15 protein-coding genes and 1 pseudogene are annotated in these 13,991 nt (G+C 60.7%); 11 read left to right on the top strand and 5 right to left on the bottom strand.

Annotation, left to right across the window (positions count from 1 at the left end; all coding sequences use genetic code 11):
• Positions 1-19: 19 nt before the first annotated feature.
• Positions 20-340, bottom strand: coding sequence for a helix-turn-helix domain-containing protein (locus tag AC0JZ4_RS01020; RefSeq protein WP_471884613.1), 321 nt, complete (start codon positions 338-340; stop codon positions 20-22).
• Complete coding sequence (locus AC0JZ4_RS01015; RefSeq protein WP_471884612.1) at positions 340-690, bottom strand: type II toxin-antitoxin system RelE/ParE family toxin; 351 nt, start codon at positions 688-690, stop codon at positions 340-342. The genes AC0JZ4_RS01020 and AC0JZ4_RS01015 overlap by 1 nt, the downstream gene beginning before the upstream one ends.
• 321 nt (positions 691-1,011) lie before the next feature.
• Here AC0JZ4_RS01015 and AC0JZ4_RS01010 point away from each other — a divergent pair, with 321 nt between their 5' ends.
• The 6 genes and pseudogenes from AC0JZ4_RS01010 to AC0JZ4_RS00985 all read left to right on the top strand — a co-directional run bounded on the left by AC0JZ4_RS01010 (position 1,012) and on the right by AC0JZ4_RS00985 (position 5,792).
• Positions 1,012-2,049 (top strand): sulfate ABC transporter substrate-binding protein, encoded by a 1,038-nt coding sequence (locus AC0JZ4_RS01010; RefSeq protein ID WP_471884611.1) that lies wholly within the window; start codon positions 1,012-1,014, stop codon positions 2,047-2,049.
• 100 nt (positions 2,050-2,149) lie between these two features.
• A complete protein-coding gene (gene cysT / locus AC0JZ4_RS01005) occupies positions 2,150-3,007 on the top strand; it encodes a sulfate ABC transporter permease subunit CysT (protein WP_471884610.1) in 858 nt (285 codons plus the stop codon).
• A gap of 251 nt (positions 3,008-3,258) precedes the next feature.
• A pseudogene (gene cysW, locus AC0JZ4_RS01000) lies at positions 3,259-4,056 on the top strand (sulfate ABC transporter permease subunit CysW); the annotation flags it as partial.
• A 12-nt stretch (positions 4,057-4,068) separates the two neighbouring features.
• Positions 4,069-5,106 (top strand): sulfate/molybdate ABC transporter ATP-binding protein, encoded by a 1,038-nt coding sequence (locus AC0JZ4_RS00995; protein ID WP_471884609.1) that lies wholly within the window; start codon positions 4,069-4,071, stop codon positions 5,104-5,106.
• A 105-nt stretch (positions 5,107-5,211) separates the two neighbouring features.
• Positions 5,212-5,496, top strand: coding sequence for a YlcI/YnfO family protein (locus AC0JZ4_RS00990; protein ID WP_471884608.1), 285 nt, complete (start codon positions 5,212-5,214; stop codon positions 5,494-5,496).
• Positions 5,493-5,792, top strand: a complete 300-nt coding sequence (locus AC0JZ4_RS00985) for a type II toxin-antitoxin system RelE/ParE family toxin (protein ID WP_471884607.1) — start codon at positions 5,493-5,495, stop codon at positions 5,790-5,792. Before AC0JZ4_RS00990 ends, AC0JZ4_RS00985 begins: the two co-directional genes overlap by 4 nt.
• A 9-nt stretch (positions 5,793-5,801) precedes the next feature.
• On the opposite strand, the gene betA is transcribed toward AC0JZ4_RS00985, so the two are convergent.
• A complete protein-coding gene (betA, locus tag AC0JZ4_RS00980) occupies positions 5,802-7,451 on the bottom strand; it encodes a choline dehydrogenase (protein WP_471884606.1) in 1,650 nt (549 codons plus the stop codon).
• A 98-nt stretch (positions 7,452-7,549) separates the two neighbouring features.
• Between betA and AC0JZ4_RS00975 the strand changes: the two genes are divergently transcribed.
• Positions 7,550-7,741: a type II toxin-antitoxin system RelE family toxin gene (locus AC0JZ4_RS00975; RefSeq protein WP_471884605.1), complete on the top strand. Its 192-nt coding sequence runs from the start codon at positions 7,550-7,552 to the stop codon at positions 7,739-7,741.
• A gap of 60 nt (positions 7,742-7,801) precedes the next feature.
• Positions 7,802-8,167, top strand: a complete 366-nt coding sequence (locus tag AC0JZ4_RS00970; protein ID WP_471884604.1) for a helix-turn-helix domain-containing protein — start codon at positions 7,802-7,804, stop codon at positions 8,165-8,167.
• Between the two features lie 17 nt (positions 8,168-8,184).
• On the opposite strand, the gene betB is transcribed toward AC0JZ4_RS00970, so the two are convergent.
• The gene (gene betB, locus AC0JZ4_RS00965; protein WP_471884603.1) at positions 8,185-9,648 is read right to left on the bottom strand and encodes a betaine-aldehyde dehydrogenase; all 1,464 of its coding nucleotides are present in this window, start codon (positions 9,646-9,648) and stop codon (positions 8,185-8,187) included.
• A 15-nt stretch (positions 9,649-9,663) separates the two neighbouring features.
• Positions 9,664-11,181, bottom strand: coding sequence for a choline-sulfatase (gene betC, locus AC0JZ4_RS00960; RefSeq protein ID WP_471884602.1), 1,518 nt, complete (start codon positions 11,179-11,181; stop codon positions 9,664-9,666).
• Positions 11,182-11,334: 153 nt separating this feature from the next.
• Here betC and AC0JZ4_RS00955 point away from each other — a divergent pair, with 153 nt between their 5' ends.
• From AC0JZ4_RS00955 to AC0JZ4_RS00945, 3 genes are all read left to right on the top strand, one after another.
• On the top strand, positions 11,335-11,631 hold the full coding sequence (locus tag AC0JZ4_RS00955) for a type II toxin-antitoxin system RelE/ParE family toxin (protein ID WP_471884601.1): 297 nt from the start codon (positions 11,335-11,337) through the stop codon (positions 11,629-11,631).
• Between the two features lie 7 nt (positions 11,632-11,638).
• On the top strand, positions 11,639-11,947 hold the full coding sequence (locus AC0JZ4_RS00950) for a HigA family addiction module antitoxin (protein ID WP_471884600.1): 309 nt from the start codon (positions 11,639-11,641) through the stop codon (positions 11,945-11,947).
• Positions 11,948-12,113: 166 nt separating this feature from the next.
• A complete protein-coding gene (locus AC0JZ4_RS00945; RefSeq protein ID WP_471884599.1) occupies positions 12,114-13,943 on the top strand; it encodes a GGDEF domain-containing protein in 1,830 nt (609 codons plus the stop codon).
• The last annotated feature ends 48 nt before the right edge of the window (positions 13,944-13,991 follow it).

The raw sequence follows: 13,991 nt of genomic DNA, 5'->3' as shown, positions 1-13,991 counted from the left end.
GCAGCCTGTACCCGACGGTCTATTTTACGGTTATATCGGGGGCGATCGCCACGCGCCGCTCATCTCCGTCGCGCGTCTTGAGTACGATTTCCACACTGCCGCCGATCGAGCGCATGTAGCGCACGATGGAGGAGATCAGCACGTCGTCGGCATTCTCGATCTTCGAGATGGTGTTTTGTGTCATTGAAGCTCCGGCGGCGACGTCCTTCTGCGTATAGCCCATCGCCTTGCGGACTTCTGCCATGGCTCTGCCCAGTTGGCGTTCCTCCCGCTTGATATCCAGCCGCTGCCGCACGTCGACAGGCAGTTGCGCGCGCATATCCTTCCAGTCCATGCTCATCACGTCGCCTCCTTGAGCCATTGATCAAACCTGCGGTCTGCCTTGGCGATCAGCGTTTTGTAGAAAAGCGCGCTGTTCATCCCTTGCTTGTCGCCGCCGCATAGAACGATGGCGGACTGGCGAGGGTCGAACGCAAAGGCGAAACGCCAGACCTGTCTTTTTGAGGTCACCCTTATTTCCTTCATGTTGGAGTGCCTGGACCCCTTCAACGTGTCGACTTCCGGTCGCCCGACAAACGGACCATCGTCTTCCAGATGGTCAATTATCTCGCCGACAAGCTCCTTTAATTCCACGGTTAGCTGTTTCCACTCCGGAACGAAATCGCGATGGAATTTGACATGATAACTCATCCGACAGTCCCGTTATATATTTTTAAAGATATAAACGTATGCCTCAGCTTTAAAGATGATAAATTGTCTCCTTTCCGTCAGGCTTGCAATCTGGTCCTGAAAAACGTTGTTTCGACTTGTTCTGAAACAGTGTTTTAGAAAATCGGCATTCCCCGGCACTCGCATTTTCCAACGCGGACGTTCTGCCTGAACCTCTCCCTCCGACCCATTCTTTGTCGCGTAAACCGCCGAAAGGGAAACAGTTTTGCCTTCTTTTCGCCGTGAATTGACTAAGACGACCTGACCGATAGAGTTTAGGCATGAGATCAAGGAGGCACACTCATGCTGAATTTTACGGATGGTATTTCGAAACGGCTGCTCATGCTGGCGCTTGGCGCCACGCTTGCAGCAGGTAGTGTTGCCCCGGCCTTTGCCGAGACCCAGCTCCTCAACGTGTCCTATGACCCGACCCGCGAGCTGTACAAGGATTTCAACGCCGCCTTCATCAAGCACTGGAAGGCGGAAGGCGGCGAGGATGTGGCGATCCGCCAGTCGCATGGCGGCTCCGGCGCGCAGGCCCGCTCCGTCATTGACGGCCTTGAGGCCGATGTCGTGACGCTGGCGCTGGAAAGCGATATCAACGCCATCCAGAGAACCGGCAAGATCGCCGAAAACTGGCGCACCCGTCTGCCGAACAATTCTTCGCCCTACACGTCGACGATCGTCTTCCTCGTCCGCAAGGGCAATCCGAAGGGCATCCAGAACTGGGGCGATCTGGTCAAGGGCGACGTGCAGATCGTCACCCCGAACCCGAAGACCTCCGGCGGCGCCCGCTGGAACTATCTTGCTGCCTGGGCCTGGGCGAACGAAGAGTTCAAGGGCGATCAGGACAAGATCAAGGCCTATATCGGCGATCTCTACAAGCGCGCCCCGGTTCTCGACACCGGCGCTCGCGGCTCCACCGTCACTTTCGCCCAGCGCCAGATCGGCGACGTGCTGCTCGCCTGGGAAAACGAGGCCTATCTGGCCGGCGAGGAATTCGGCAAGGACGCGTTCGATATCGTCGTGCCGCCGATCTCCATCCTTGCCGAACCGCCGGTCGCCGTGGTCGACGCCACTGTCGATGCCAAGGGCACGCGCAAGGTAGCGGAGGCCTATCTTCAGTATCTCTATTCCGACGAAGGCCAGAACATTGCGGCGAAACACTTCTACCGTCCGTCGAAGCGCGACGTGGTCGATGAGGATCTGCTGAAGGCGCTGCCGGATATCAAGCTCGTCACCATCGACGATCCGCTGTTCGGCGGCTGGAAGAAGGCGCAGCCGGAACATTTTGGCGACGGCGGCATCTTCGACCAGATCTACAAGCCCGGCGCCAGGTAATCCCGCCCCATCACCGGGACAAGTGACACTGAGGGCACGGTGCGGTAGCTTATCCGCACCGTTGCCATGTCGGGCCTGAACGCAGAATTCGGAACCAAGCATGACCGTATCCGCCACCGCCTCCAAAGCGGGCTGGAGACTGAAGCAGCCGAGCATCATACCGGGTTTCGGTCTGACGCTCGGCTTTTCGCTCGCCTACCTGTCGCTGATCATTCTCATCCCCATCGCGGGCCTTCTGTGGCGTACCGCCGAACTCGGCTGGGCTGGCTTCTTCGCCATCCTTTTCGACGAACGCACGCTCAGGGCGCTCTACGTCTCCTTCGGCACGGCGTTTGCGGCGGCATTGATAAATGTCGTCTTCGGCACGCTGCTGGCCTGGGTGCTGACGCGTTACCGCTTTCCCGGCCGCAGGCTGATCGATGCCATGGTCGACCTGCCGTTCGCCCTGCCGACGGCCGTCGCCGGCATCGCCTTCGCCTCGCTTTACGCGCCGAACGGCTGGATCGGTTCGGTCTTCATGCCCTTCCGTATCGCGTTCACGCCCTATGGCATCGTCATCGCCCTGATCTTCATCGGTCTGCCCTTCGTCGTGCGCACGGTGCAGCCGATCATGGAGGAGATCGACCGTGAGGTGGAGGAGGCGGCGGCGACGCTTGGCGCCAACCGCTTCCAGACGATTTTCCAGGTTCTGCTGCCGGGCCTGACGCCGGCTGTGCTGACCGGCTTCGCGCTCGCGTTTGCCCGCGGCGTCGGCGAATATGGCTCGGTCATCTTCATCGCCGGCAACATTCCTTACGTCTCCGAAATCGCACCGCTCCTGATCGTCATCCGGCTGGAAGAGTTCAATTATGCGGGCGCCACGGCCATCGCCACGATCATGCTCCTGATCTCGTTCGCCATGCTGCTGGTGATCAATCTCATCCAGGCCTGGAGCCGCAGGAGGTATGGCAATGCGTGAGCTGATTGAACTGCGCGTCGTGGTTGCCCCTCATCCGCCTGCCGGCACCTTCTCCCCGCGAGCGGGGAGAAGGGACTTGCCGCAGCGTTTCGGGTCCCCATCGCCCCGTCTTGACGGGGAGAGGGTGCGCCGAGCGAAGCGGAGGCGGGGTGAGGGGCAGCCCCTCCGGAAAGCAAAGGAGGTCGCCCATGTCCGATAACCGCCGCATTGCCTTCCGCAACCCCGCCGACGAGAGCTTCTCCACCAAGCTGATCCTCGTGGCGATCTCGCTCGTCTTTCTCGGCTTCTTCCTCTTCCTGCCGCTCGTCTCGGTCTTCGTCGAGGCGTTTCGCGAGGGATGGGCAACCTATGAGGAAGCCCTCATCGAATCGGATGCCTGGGCGGCGATCAGACTGACCTTGCTGGTCGCGGCGATAGCCGTGCCGCTCAACCTCGTCTTCGGCGTCGCGGCCGCCTGGGCCATCGCCAAGTTCGAGTTCAAGGGCAAGGCATTCCTGATTACCCTGATCGACCTGCCATTCTCCATCTCTCCGGTCATCTCCGGTCTCGTCTATGTACTTCTGTTCGGCAGTGCCAGCCTGCTCGGACCATGGCTCAAGAGCTACGGCATCGAGATCCTGTTCGCCGTGCCGGGCATCGTGCTTGCCACCGTCTTCGTCACCTTCCCCTTCGTCGCCCGCGAACTGATCCCGCTGATGCAGGACCAGGGCACGGGGGATGAGGAGGCGGCCCTTTCGCTCGGTGCCTCCGGCTGGCAGACGTTCTGGTATGTGACGCTGCCCAATATAAAGTGGGGCCTGCTCTACGGCGTGCTTCTGTGTAATGCCCGCGCCATGGGCGAGTTCGGCGCCGTCTCCGTCGTCTCCGGCCGTATCCGCGGCCTGACCAACACGATGCCGCTGCATGTCGAGATCCTCTATAACGAGTACAACATGGTCGCGGCCTTCGCGGTGGCCTCGCTGCTCGCCCTTCTGGCGCTCGTCACGCTTGCCCTCAAAACCCTTCTCGAACTTCGCTTCGGCGCCGGCGCTGCCGGCGGCCGGCACTAAAAGGCCGATTGCATGGAAGTCAAAATCAATAATGTCCGCAAGGAATTCGACCGTTTCGCCGCGCTGAACGATGTCTCGCTGAACATCGCATCCGGCGAACTGATCGCGCTGCTCGGTCCCTCCGGCTCCGGCAAGACGACGCTGCTGCGCCTCATCGCCGGCCTCGATTTCCCGACCGATGGCCGCATCTTCTTCGGTGACGAAGACGCCTCGCATCATTCGGTGCAGGAGCGCAATGTCGGCTTCGTCTTCCAGCATTACGCACTGTTCCGTCACATGACGGTGGCGGAGAACATCGGCTTCGGCCTCAAGGTGCGCCCGTCTGCCAGCCGCCCGCCGAAAGGCGAGATCAAAAAGCGCGTTTCCGACCTGCTCGACATGGTGCAGCTTTCCGGCCTGGAAAACCGCTACCCCAACCAGCTCTCCGGCGGCCAGCGCCAGCGTGTGGCGCTCGCCCGCGCCATGGCGATCGAGCCGCGCATCCTGCTTCTCGACGAGCCGTTCGGCGCGCTCGATGCCAAGGTGAGAAAGGAGCTGCGCCGCTGGCTGCGTGAATTCCACGACCGCACCGGCCACACCACCGTCTTCGTCACCCACGACCAGGAAGAGGCGCTCGAACTTGCCGACCGCGTCGTCGTCATGAGCCAGGGCAAGATCGAACAGGTCGGCTCGGCGGACGATGTCTATGATCGCCCGCAATCGCCCTTCGTCTTCTCCTTCATCGGCGAATCCTCGCATCTGCCGGTCGAGGTGAAGGACGGCACGGTCCTGTTCCAGGGCGAGCCGATCGGCGTGTCGGGGCAGGGAGATACGGCGGGCGACCTGTTCTTCCGCCCGGAAGATGTGGTGCTGACCGACGAGAAGGATGCCCTCTCCGGCAAGGTCACCGCCTCTCGCCGCCTTGCCGGCACCCGCATCGCCGAAATCGACATCGCCAACAACGGCCACGATCCCTTCCATGTGGAAATCGAGGTGCCGCTGCATGCGCCGGTCGAACTCGGATCGGAAGCCCGCTTCCGCCCAACCCGCTGGAAGATTTTCGCGAAATAACTCAGGTGATGCGCCGCATCCGGCGGCGGGTCATCCGCAGCCCTCTTGCCGTCCGGCGATGGTCAGCGCATCATGCATTGCAATTGCAACGCATGAGGTGAGGCCATGAAGGCTGCAACAAAGACCGCCACCATCCCGTCGCTTCGGGTCGAGCCCGAATTGCGTGCGGCGGCGGAAAGCGTGCTGGAAAAGGGCGAGACGCTGTCCGCCTTCGTCGAGGATGCGGTGAAGAAGCAGGTCCGTTATCGCAGGACCCAGGCGGAATTCATCGCGAGGGGACTGGAGGCTAGGGAGGAATCCAGGCACACCGGCGAGTACTATGATGCGGATGAGGTCCACGACGAGTTGAGGGCGATGCTTGAGGCCAGGCGCGCCGAACTCCGCAAATGACCTTTCGGCTTCGTTATGCCAAAAGCGCCCGTGCCGATATCAAGCGGCACTACGAGTTTCTGCTGCACCGAGACTTCGATGCTGCAGAAAAGGCGGTCGAGATCATCATTCGGACAATCGACACATTGAGAACGTTTCCGTTTGCGGCCAGAAAAGTCTCAGACGACACCCCATTCATCCGGGAGCTCGTCATTCCGTTCGGCTCGTCGGGCTATGTCGCTGTCTATGAAATCGAGGACTCGGAACAGGTCACCATCCTCGCCATCCGTCACCAGCGCGAAGACGACTACCACTGAGCACACCGGTTACCGGTCGCTCACCGCCGCCCTTGGATTGATCCACGGCTCCTGATTGGAGCGGGCAAGCGGCGTCTTGCCGAGAATGTGGTCGGCCGCCTTTTCTCCCGTCATGATCGACGGCCCGTTGAGATTGCCGTAGGTGATATGCGGAAAGATCGAACTGTCCGCCACCCGCAAACCCTCCACCCCGATCACCCGGCATTCGGGATCGACGACAGCCATCGGGTCATCGGCGCGGCCCATCCTGCAGGTGCCGCAGGGATGGTAGGCGCTTTCCAGGTGTTCGCGCAGGAAACCGTCGATCTCGTCATCCGATTGCAGATGCTCGCCCGGCTGGATTTCCGGCCCGCGATAATCGTCGAACGCTTTTTGGCTGAAAATCTCGCGGGTCAGCCGCACGCAGTGGCGGAACTTGATCCAGTCTTCCTCGTGGCTCATGTAGTTGAAGCGGATGACCGGATCGTCCTTGGGATCGGCGGAAGCCAGCGTTACGGCTCCGCGTGATTTCGACAGGTTGAAACCGACATGCGCCTGGAATCCGTGGCTCTTGGCGGCTGCCTTACCGTCGTAGGATATAGCGACGGGCAGGAAGTGATACTGGATATCCGGCTGCTTCAGTCCGGCTTCCGAGCGCAGGAAGGCGCACGCCTCGAACTGGTTGGAAGCGCCCAGGCCCCCCTTCGACAGCACCCACTGCGCGCCCGCCACGCCCTGCCAGAACCAGGGCAGCCAGGAATAGAGCGACACCGGCTTGGTCGAGACCTGCTGGAAATAGAATTCCATATGGTCCTGCAGGTTGGCGCCGACGCCCGGCCGGTCGACCTTCACCTCGATGCCCATCTCTTTCAGATGCGCGGCCGGACCGATGCCCGACAGCATCAGCAGTTTCGGCGAGTTGAAGGAGGAGGCGGCGACGATCACCTCGCGGTTGGCCTTCACCACCTGCGGCGCGCCGCGCCGTAGCACCTCGACCCCGATGGCCCGCCCGTTTTCGATGACCACCTTTTGCGCCAGACCATAGACGATCTCGACATTCTTCCGTTTCATCGCCGGCCGCAGATAGGCGTTGGCGGCGGACCAGCGACGACCGTCATGGATCGTCTGTTCCATCAGCCCGAAACCCTCCTGCTTCGAGCCGTTGTAATCCTCGGTCGTCTCGAAACCGGCCTGTGCGCCGGCCTGGATGAAGGCGTGGAACAAAGGGTTGGTCACCGGCCCGCGCTGCACATGCATCGGCCCGTCCGTGCCGCGCCACCCGGCCTCGCCGGCATGCGAGGTCTCCATCCGCTTGAAATAGGGCAGCACGTCGGCATAGGCCCAGCCGGACGCGCCGAGTTCCTCCCAGCGATTGTAGTCCTCCGCATGGCCGCGCACATAGACGAGCCCATTTATCGAGGACGAGCCGCCGAGCACCTTGCCGCGCGGTGCGGTGATGCGGCGGTTGTTGAGATGAGGTTCGGGTTCGGAAAGATAACCCCAGTTGTAGCGCTTCATGCTCATCGGCCAGGCGAGCGCCCCCGGCATCTGGATGAAAGGCCCATAGTCCGATCCGCCCGCCTCGATGACGATCACCGAATGCTTGCCGTCTTCCGAAAGGCGGTAAGCCATGGCGGACCCTGCCGAACCGGAACCGATGATGACGAAATCTGCCTGCATAGCGATCATATCCTGTCTATGGGGAAAACTGGACTTGGAGGTGAGTATAGCTTATTGCTATAAGGCGTTGGGTGAATTTGGCTGGCAGGGCAACTGCGATGAAGGAAATCACCTACTCGCGGGAGGCGCGAAAAAGCCTTCGTCAGATGCAGCCCAAGCGCAGAGCGGCGATTATCGCCAAACTGGACGATTATGCTTGTGGAAAGCGTGTCGATATAAAGAAGATGAGCGGAAAACCGCATTTTCGCATTCGTGTGGGTCAGGACCGCGTCGTCATAGACGATCTGTGACAGGTCATTCTCGTGATTGAGGCGGGACCGCGTGGCGGCATTTACAAGGAATAAATCAGCATGGGGGACATCCAGAAGCTCGTCATCGATGGCAAGGGCTATGTTCTGCTCAGCGAGGAGGACTACGAAGATCTTGTCGATGGTCTCAAAGCCGATGCGGTCGTGGCACGCATTGCGGCCGGTGAGGAGACTTTCCCTCACGAACTGATCAAGGAACTCTCGCAATCCGACAGCCCGATCCGTACCCACCGCAAATATCGCGGGCTCACGGTGGCGCAACTGGCCGGAGCCGTCGGCATTTCGCAGCCACATCTTTCCGACATCGAGAACAGCAAGAAAGCCGGCTCGATCGACGTCCTGATGCGAATTGCCAAGACGCTCAAGGTCGATCTGGACGACCTGGTGGTCTGGAACCAGGAGGACTAGGCGTGTCTTGACGCCCATCAATAGGGCGCCTCTACCTTGCCCATGCCCACATAGACCGTCTTCAGTTCCGAATAATGCTCGAGCGCGGCCAGCGAATTCTCGCGCCCGAAGCCTGACTGTTTCGATCCGCCGAAGGGAATTTCGACCGGGCAGAGATTGTAGGTATTGATCCACAAGGTCCCAGCGGCCAACTGATCGACAACCCGGTGCCCGCGTGAAAGATCGGCGGTGAACACGCCGGCCGAGAGGCCGAATTCGGTGGCGTTTGCCCGCGCGATCACCTCGTCCTCGTCGTCGAAATCGAGCACGCACATCACCGGCCCGAAGATTTCCTCGCGCGCGATGGTCATCTCGTCCGTCACATCCGCAAACACGGTCGGCTGGATGTAATAGCCTTCACCGGTTACGTCGTTCGGAATGCCGCCGCCGGTCAGAAGCGTGGCACCCTCGGCGCGGCCCTTGTCGATATAGCTCATCACCTTCTGACGCTGGTCGAAGGAGATCAGCGGGCCCATCTGTGTCGCCTCGTCCATAGGCTCGCCGATGACGATCTTCTCCGTCCGTGCCTTCAGCCGCGACAGGAACTGGTCCTTGATCTTGCGGCTCACGAAGACGCGCGTGCCGTTGGAGCAGACCTGACCGGTCGAATAGAAGTTTCCGAGCATCGCCCCGCCGACGGCGCTTTCGATATCCGCATCGTCGAACACGATCAGTGGCGATTTTCCGCCAAGCTCCATCGTCACATGCTTGAGTTGGCCGGCGGCCGCTGCCGCCACCTTGCGGCCGGTCGGCACCGAGCCGGTGAGCGACACCTTGGCGACATCCGTATGATTGACCAGCAGCGGCCCGGTGGCGCGGTCGCCCTGGATGACGTTGAACAGTCCCTTGGGCAGACCGGCCTCGATCAGGATCTCGGCGATCTTCAGGGCACCGAGCGGCGTGTTTTCCGATGGCTTGAACACCATCGCATTGCCGGCGGCCAGCGCCGGCGCACCCTTCCAGCAGGCGATCTGCTGCGGATAGTTCCACGCGCCGATGCCGACACAGACGCCGAGCGGCACCCGCTTCGTGTAGGCGAAATCGCCCCCGAGCGGAATGTACTGGCCGTTCATGCCCGCCGCGATCACACCGCCGAAGAACTCGAAACTGTCGGCCCCCGAGGTCGGGTCGGCAACGATCGTCTCCTGGATCGGCTTGCCGGTGTCGAGCGTTTCCAGTTCGGAAAGCTCGCGATTGCGCTCCCGCATGATGTCGGCGGCGCGCTTCAGGATGCGGCCGCGCGCGGTGGGGCTCATCGCCGCCCATTCCGGCTGGGCGCGTTTTGCCGCTGCGATCGCCTTTTCGACGATATCAGGTGTGGCTGCATGCAGCCTTGCAATCACCTCGCCGGTGGCGGGGTAGAGGCTCTCGATGACGGTGCCGGCTTCATCTTCCACATATTCGCCGTCGATGAAGTGGCTGGCTTTCGGCTGTGCTTTCATTCTCACTCTCCGTCCTCACTCCCCACGGGGGTAACGCTTGGACTCTTCCAGATTGTCGAGGTTCATGTGGTTGCGCATGTAGCGCTCGGAGGCTTTCTGCAAGGGCTGATGGTCCCAGGGATAGTAGGCGCCGTTGCGCAGCGCCTCGTAGACGATCCAGCGCCGCGCCTGGCTTTCGCGCACATCCGCATCGAATTTTGCCATGTCCCACTTGGCAACCCGCTTGGCGCGAAACCCCTGCAGGACTTCGGCATGGGCCGGATCGTCGGCAAGGTTTTTCAACTCCTTGGGATCGGCCTCCAGATCATACAGCTGTTCGGGATCGAGTTCGCAATGGATGTATTTCCATTTGCCCTCGCGAATGCCGACAAGCGGCGCGTAGGAGGCTTCCGCCGCATACTCCATCAGCACCGGCGCGGTGCGGGTGCCGCCATCGATCACCGGCCGCAGGCTCTCGCCATCCGTCCATGGCGCGATCTCCTCCATCGAGATACCGGCGAGGTCGCAGAGCGTCGGCGTCACGTCGAGATTGGAAACGGGTGCGGAATGCAGGGCAGGGGCAATTCCCGGTCCCGCCACCATCAGCGGCACGCGGGCCGATCCCTCGAAAAAGTTCATCTTGAACCACAATCCGCGCTCACCCAGCATGTCGCCATGGTCGGAGCAGAACAGGATGAACGTGTTGTCCAGCATCCGTGTGCGCGTCAGCGTGTCGATCAGCTCGCCGACCTTCTCGTCGATGTAGGAAATATTGGCGAAATAGCCTTGCCGCGCCCGGCGCACATGCTCGCCGGTGATGGCAAAGCTCGCATAATCGCAGGATTTCAGGATGCGGTCCGAATGCGGGTCTTGGCTTTCCAGCATCCCGACCTCGGGCAGAAGATGTTCGCAATCCTCGTAGAGATCCCAGAATTTGCGCCGCGCCACGTAAGGGTCGTGCGGATGGGTGAACGAGACCGTCAGCGCCCAGGGGCGGCGGGCAAGATCGTCGTTTTCGCGGGAAAGATGGTAGAGTTTCTGGTTGGCGAGGAAGGCGACCTCGTCGTCATATTCCATCTGGTTGGAAATCTCGGCGACGCCCGCCCCGGTGACCGATCCCATATTGTGGTACCACCAGTCGATCCGTTCGCCCGGCTTGCGGTAATCCGGTGTCCAGCCGAAATCGGCCGGATAGATATCGGTCGTCAGCCGCTCCTCGAAGCCGTGCAACTGGTCCGGCCCGACGAAATGCATTTTGCCTGAAAGCGCCGTGTAATAGCCGGCGCGGCGCAGGTGATGCGCGTAGGTGGGGATGGACGAGACATATTCGGCGGCATTGTCATAGACGCGCGTGCGGCTCGGCAGCTGCCCGGCCATGAACGAGGCGCGGGCCGGCGCACAGAGCGGCGAAGACGTATAGTTGTTCCTGAACCGCGCCGAACGTGCGGCAAGCGCCTTCAGGTGCGGCGCATGCAGCCACTCTGCCGGACCATCGGGAAACAGCGTGCCGTTCAGCTGGTCGACCATGATGATGAGGATATTCGGGCGGGACATGATCGCGGTCGACTTTCTGCTGGCAGGAATGGCGTCAGCATGAGTTATTTTTGATCGGCCTTCGGATCAAGCGAGGATTGCGAACAGCGCTGTTCCAAAAGCGCGGAGTTGATGTTTGTACCGTGAGGTGGTACATTGGGTCAGAGGTGGATAATGATCGCCAGTTTTCGTGACGAATGGCTTTATCAATTCTTCGTTCGGGACATCCGCAGCAAGAAGGTGCCGGCGGAAATCGAGGCGCGGCTCTTTCGGAAGCTGCAAATGATCGACGATGCGACAAGCGATCGGGATTTGCGCGCTCCGCCCAGCAATCATTTTGAGAAGCTGCGTGGTTTGCTTGAAGGGCATCATTCCATCCGGGTCAACAAGCAGTGGCGACTGATCTTCCGGTGGGATGGGGCCAAAGGCGAAGCCAGCGGAATTTATCTCGATAGCCACACTTACAGGTAGGTGCAGCATGCTTATGACGACACGCAAGCCGGCCGGGATCGGCGAAATCCTTGTCGAGGAATTCATGGAGCCGATGGGGCTGACCCAGGCGGCGCTGGCGCAGGCCATGGGGGTGCCGCGCAAGCATGTCAATGAACTCTGCAATGATCGGCGCACAGTGACCGTACCGACCGCGCTTATTCTTGCACGCGTGTTCGGCAACACGGCGGATTTCTGGCTGAACATACAGCGCCGCAGCGACCTGTGGACCGCCATGAACGACCCGAAGGAACGCGAGCGGATTGAGCGGGCGCGGCCGCTCGGCGAGGCCGCGTGAACCCGTCTAATTCATTGAATATTAAACATATCTCCGCCGACCGTCACAAAAGCTTCATCTGATTTTCATACACGGGCAACGGATTGTTGACGGGTTACGGGCACCGTGGCGGGCAATCACTGACGGCCCCGTTCGGATGGCCGGATCATGCTTTGGAGTAATGCGTATGTCGTCTGCGGCTGTTCTCGATCCGGGTGTCGTCCGGCGTTATGCAGGCGATCAGCTCGTGACGCTCGGCAAGCTGGTTCTGGAAAACGCTTTCCAGCCCATCGTCGAGGTCGCGACAGGCAGCGTCTTCGGCTACGAATCCCTGCTGCGCGGGCATGAGAGGATCGGTTTTTCCTCGCCGCCGGAACTGCTCGACGAGGCCGAACGCTCCGGCCAGCTTTTGGCCCTCGAGCAGATGATGTCGGGCCGGGCGCTCGCCAAATTCGCCAGCCTGCCGGATTATTCCTCCGCCACGCTTTTCCTCAATCTCGATGTCCGCATGATACCGCAGGGACAGGAGTTTCTCGAAAAGCTGCTCAATCACCTGCGCGCCGCGAAGATCGCTCCGTCTTCGGTCTGTTTCGAGTTTTCCGAACGCTTCGACAATACCAGCGTGCCGGAATTTTCCGCCCTTGTGGAAGACATGCGCAAGGCCGGATTCAAGCTCGCCATCGACGATTTCGGCGTCGGCCATGGCGAGATGAAACTGCTCTGCGATTATCCGGTCGATTACCTCAAGATCGACCGTCATTTCGTCACCGAGATCGATCGCAATCCGCGCAAACGCCACCTCGTCAAAAACATCGTCAACATCGCCCACACGCTCGGCATCCGCGTCATCGCCGAAGGCATCGAGACGGAAGCGGATTTCCTCGCCTGTCGCGAATACGGTGTCGATCTCGTCCAGGGCTATTTCGTCGCAAGGCCCACGACGTTCGTCACCGAGTTGCAGCACTCCTTCCATCATCTGGCCGATATCGGCCGCGCCAAGCGCTCCAGCCAGTCGCTCGACGAAATCCTCATCCGCAAGCAGATCGAAAAGCTGCCGACGGTCTATGAAAGCGACGCGATCGACAGTGTCTTCGAACTCTTCCGCCGCAACCCGCGCCAGGCTTTCTTCCCGGTGCTGAACGCCAATGGCGAGCCGCGCGGCGTCATCAACGAATATCACCTGAAGGAATTCATCTATCAGCCGTTCGGCCGCGATCTTCTCAAGAACAAGGTCTATGAGCGCTCGATCGCCCATTTCGTCGAACGCGCGCCGATCATCGGGCTGGATGCCGAGGCGGAAGAACTGATGAGCCTGTTTGCCAATATGGAAAACAGCGCCTGCGTCATCCTGACGGAAAACATGCGCTATGCCGGCGTCGTCTCCGCCGCCTCGCTGATCAAGGTCGTCAACGAAAAGCAGTTGAAGATCGCCCAGGACCAGAACCCGCTGACCAGCCTGCCCGGCAACCGCGCGGTTCGCGATTTCATGCAGGAAGCCGGCCGCGACGACGAGGAAGCGCGCTTCTTCTGCTATTGCGACTTCGACAATTTCAAGCCGTTCAACGATCTCTACGGCTTCCAGATGGGCGATCACGCCATCTCGCTGTTTGCCGCGCTGATGAAGCGCTATTTCTTCTCCGAGGAACATTTCCTCGGCCATATCGGCGGCGACGATTTCTTCATCGGCGTACGCGACTGGACCCGCGCCGAGCTGGAGGAAATCCTCGAACGGCTTCTCTCCGATTTCCATGCCGACGTGATCGAACTCTATTCGGAAGAGGAGCGCGCCGCCGGCAAGATCCGCGGTCACGATCGCTCCGGCCGCGAGCGCGACTTCCCGCTGCTGCGCTGCTCGATCGGTGTCCTGGAACTGCCGAGCGGCCTGCTGCTCGATGATATCGGCCAGATCAGCGTCGAGATCGCCGGCGTCAAGACGGCCGCCAAGGACAGCAGCAAGGACAGTACCCACGGTGATGAAGGCGGCCTCGTGTTCGCCACCTTCGCCGGCACGAACTGATCGGATAAACGGGCTCAAGCCTTTCTAAGCAGCGGAGACTGTCCTAAG

It is taken from the genome of [Rhizobium] kunmingense, from assembly GCF_977018605.1.
The sequence above is the reverse complement of the archived record's forward strand: the minus strand, read 5'-3'. Positions and strand labels throughout refer to the sequence as shown.

What these genes read in the sequence shown, in the direction of transcription:
- AC0JZ4_RS01020 (WP_471884613.1), bottom strand. Translation starts at nt 340, where the DNA reads ATGAGCATGGACTGGAAGGATATGCGCGCGCAACTGCCTGTCGACGTG.
- AC0JZ4_RS01015 (WP_471884612.1), bottom strand. Translation starts at nt 690, where the DNA reads ATGAGTTATCATGTCAAATTCCATCGCGATTTCGTTCCGGAGTGGAAA.
- AC0JZ4_RS01010 (WP_471884611.1), top strand. Translation starts at nt 1,012, where the DNA reads ATGCTGAATTTTACGGATGGTATTTCGAAACGGCTGCTCATGCTGGCG.
- cysT (WP_471884610.1), top strand. Translation starts at nt 2,150, where the DNA reads ATGACCGTATCCGCCACCGCCTCCAAAGCGGGCTGGAGACTGAAGCAG.
- AC0JZ4_RS00995 (WP_471884609.1), top strand. Translation starts at nt 4,069, where the DNA reads ATGGAAGTCAAAATCAATAATGTCCGCAAGGAATTCGACCGTTTCGCC.
- AC0JZ4_RS00990 (WP_471884608.1), top strand. Translation starts at nt 5,212, where the DNA reads ATGAAGGCTGCAACAAAGACCGCCACCATCCCGTCGCTTCGGGTCGAG.
- AC0JZ4_RS00985 (WP_471884607.1), top strand. Translation starts at nt 5,493, where the DNA reads ATGACCTTTCGGCTTCGTTATGCCAAAAGCGCCCGTGCCGATATCAAG.
- betA (WP_471884606.1), bottom strand. Translation starts at nt 7,451, where the DNA reads ATGCAGGCAGATTTCGTCATCATCGGTTCCGGTTCGGCAGGGTCCGCC.
- AC0JZ4_RS00975 (WP_471884605.1), top strand. Translation starts at nt 7,550, where the DNA reads ATGAAGGAAATCACCTACTCGCGGGAGGCGCGAAAAAGCCTTCGTCAG.
- AC0JZ4_RS00970 (WP_471884604.1), top strand. Translation starts at nt 7,802, where the DNA reads ATGGGGGACATCCAGAAGCTCGTCATCGATGGCAAGGGCTATGTTCTG.
- betB (WP_471884603.1), bottom strand. Translation starts at nt 9,648, where the DNA reads ATGAAAGCACAGCCGAAAGCCAGCCACTTCATCGACGGCGAATATGTG.
- betC (WP_471884602.1), bottom strand. Translation starts at nt 11,181, where the DNA reads ATGTCCCGCCCGAATATCCTCATCATCATGGTCGACCAGCTGAACGGC.
- AC0JZ4_RS00955 (WP_471884601.1), top strand. Translation starts at nt 11,335, where the DNA reads ATGATCGCCAGTTTTCGTGACGAATGGCTTTATCAATTCTTCGTTCGG.
- AC0JZ4_RS00950 (WP_471884600.1), top strand. Translation starts at nt 11,639, where the DNA reads ATGCTTATGACGACACGCAAGCCGGCCGGGATCGGCGAAATCCTTGTC.
- AC0JZ4_RS00945 (WP_471884599.1), top strand. Translation starts at nt 12,114, where the DNA reads ATGTCGTCTGCGGCTGTTCTCGATCCGGGTGTCGTCCGGCGTTATGCA.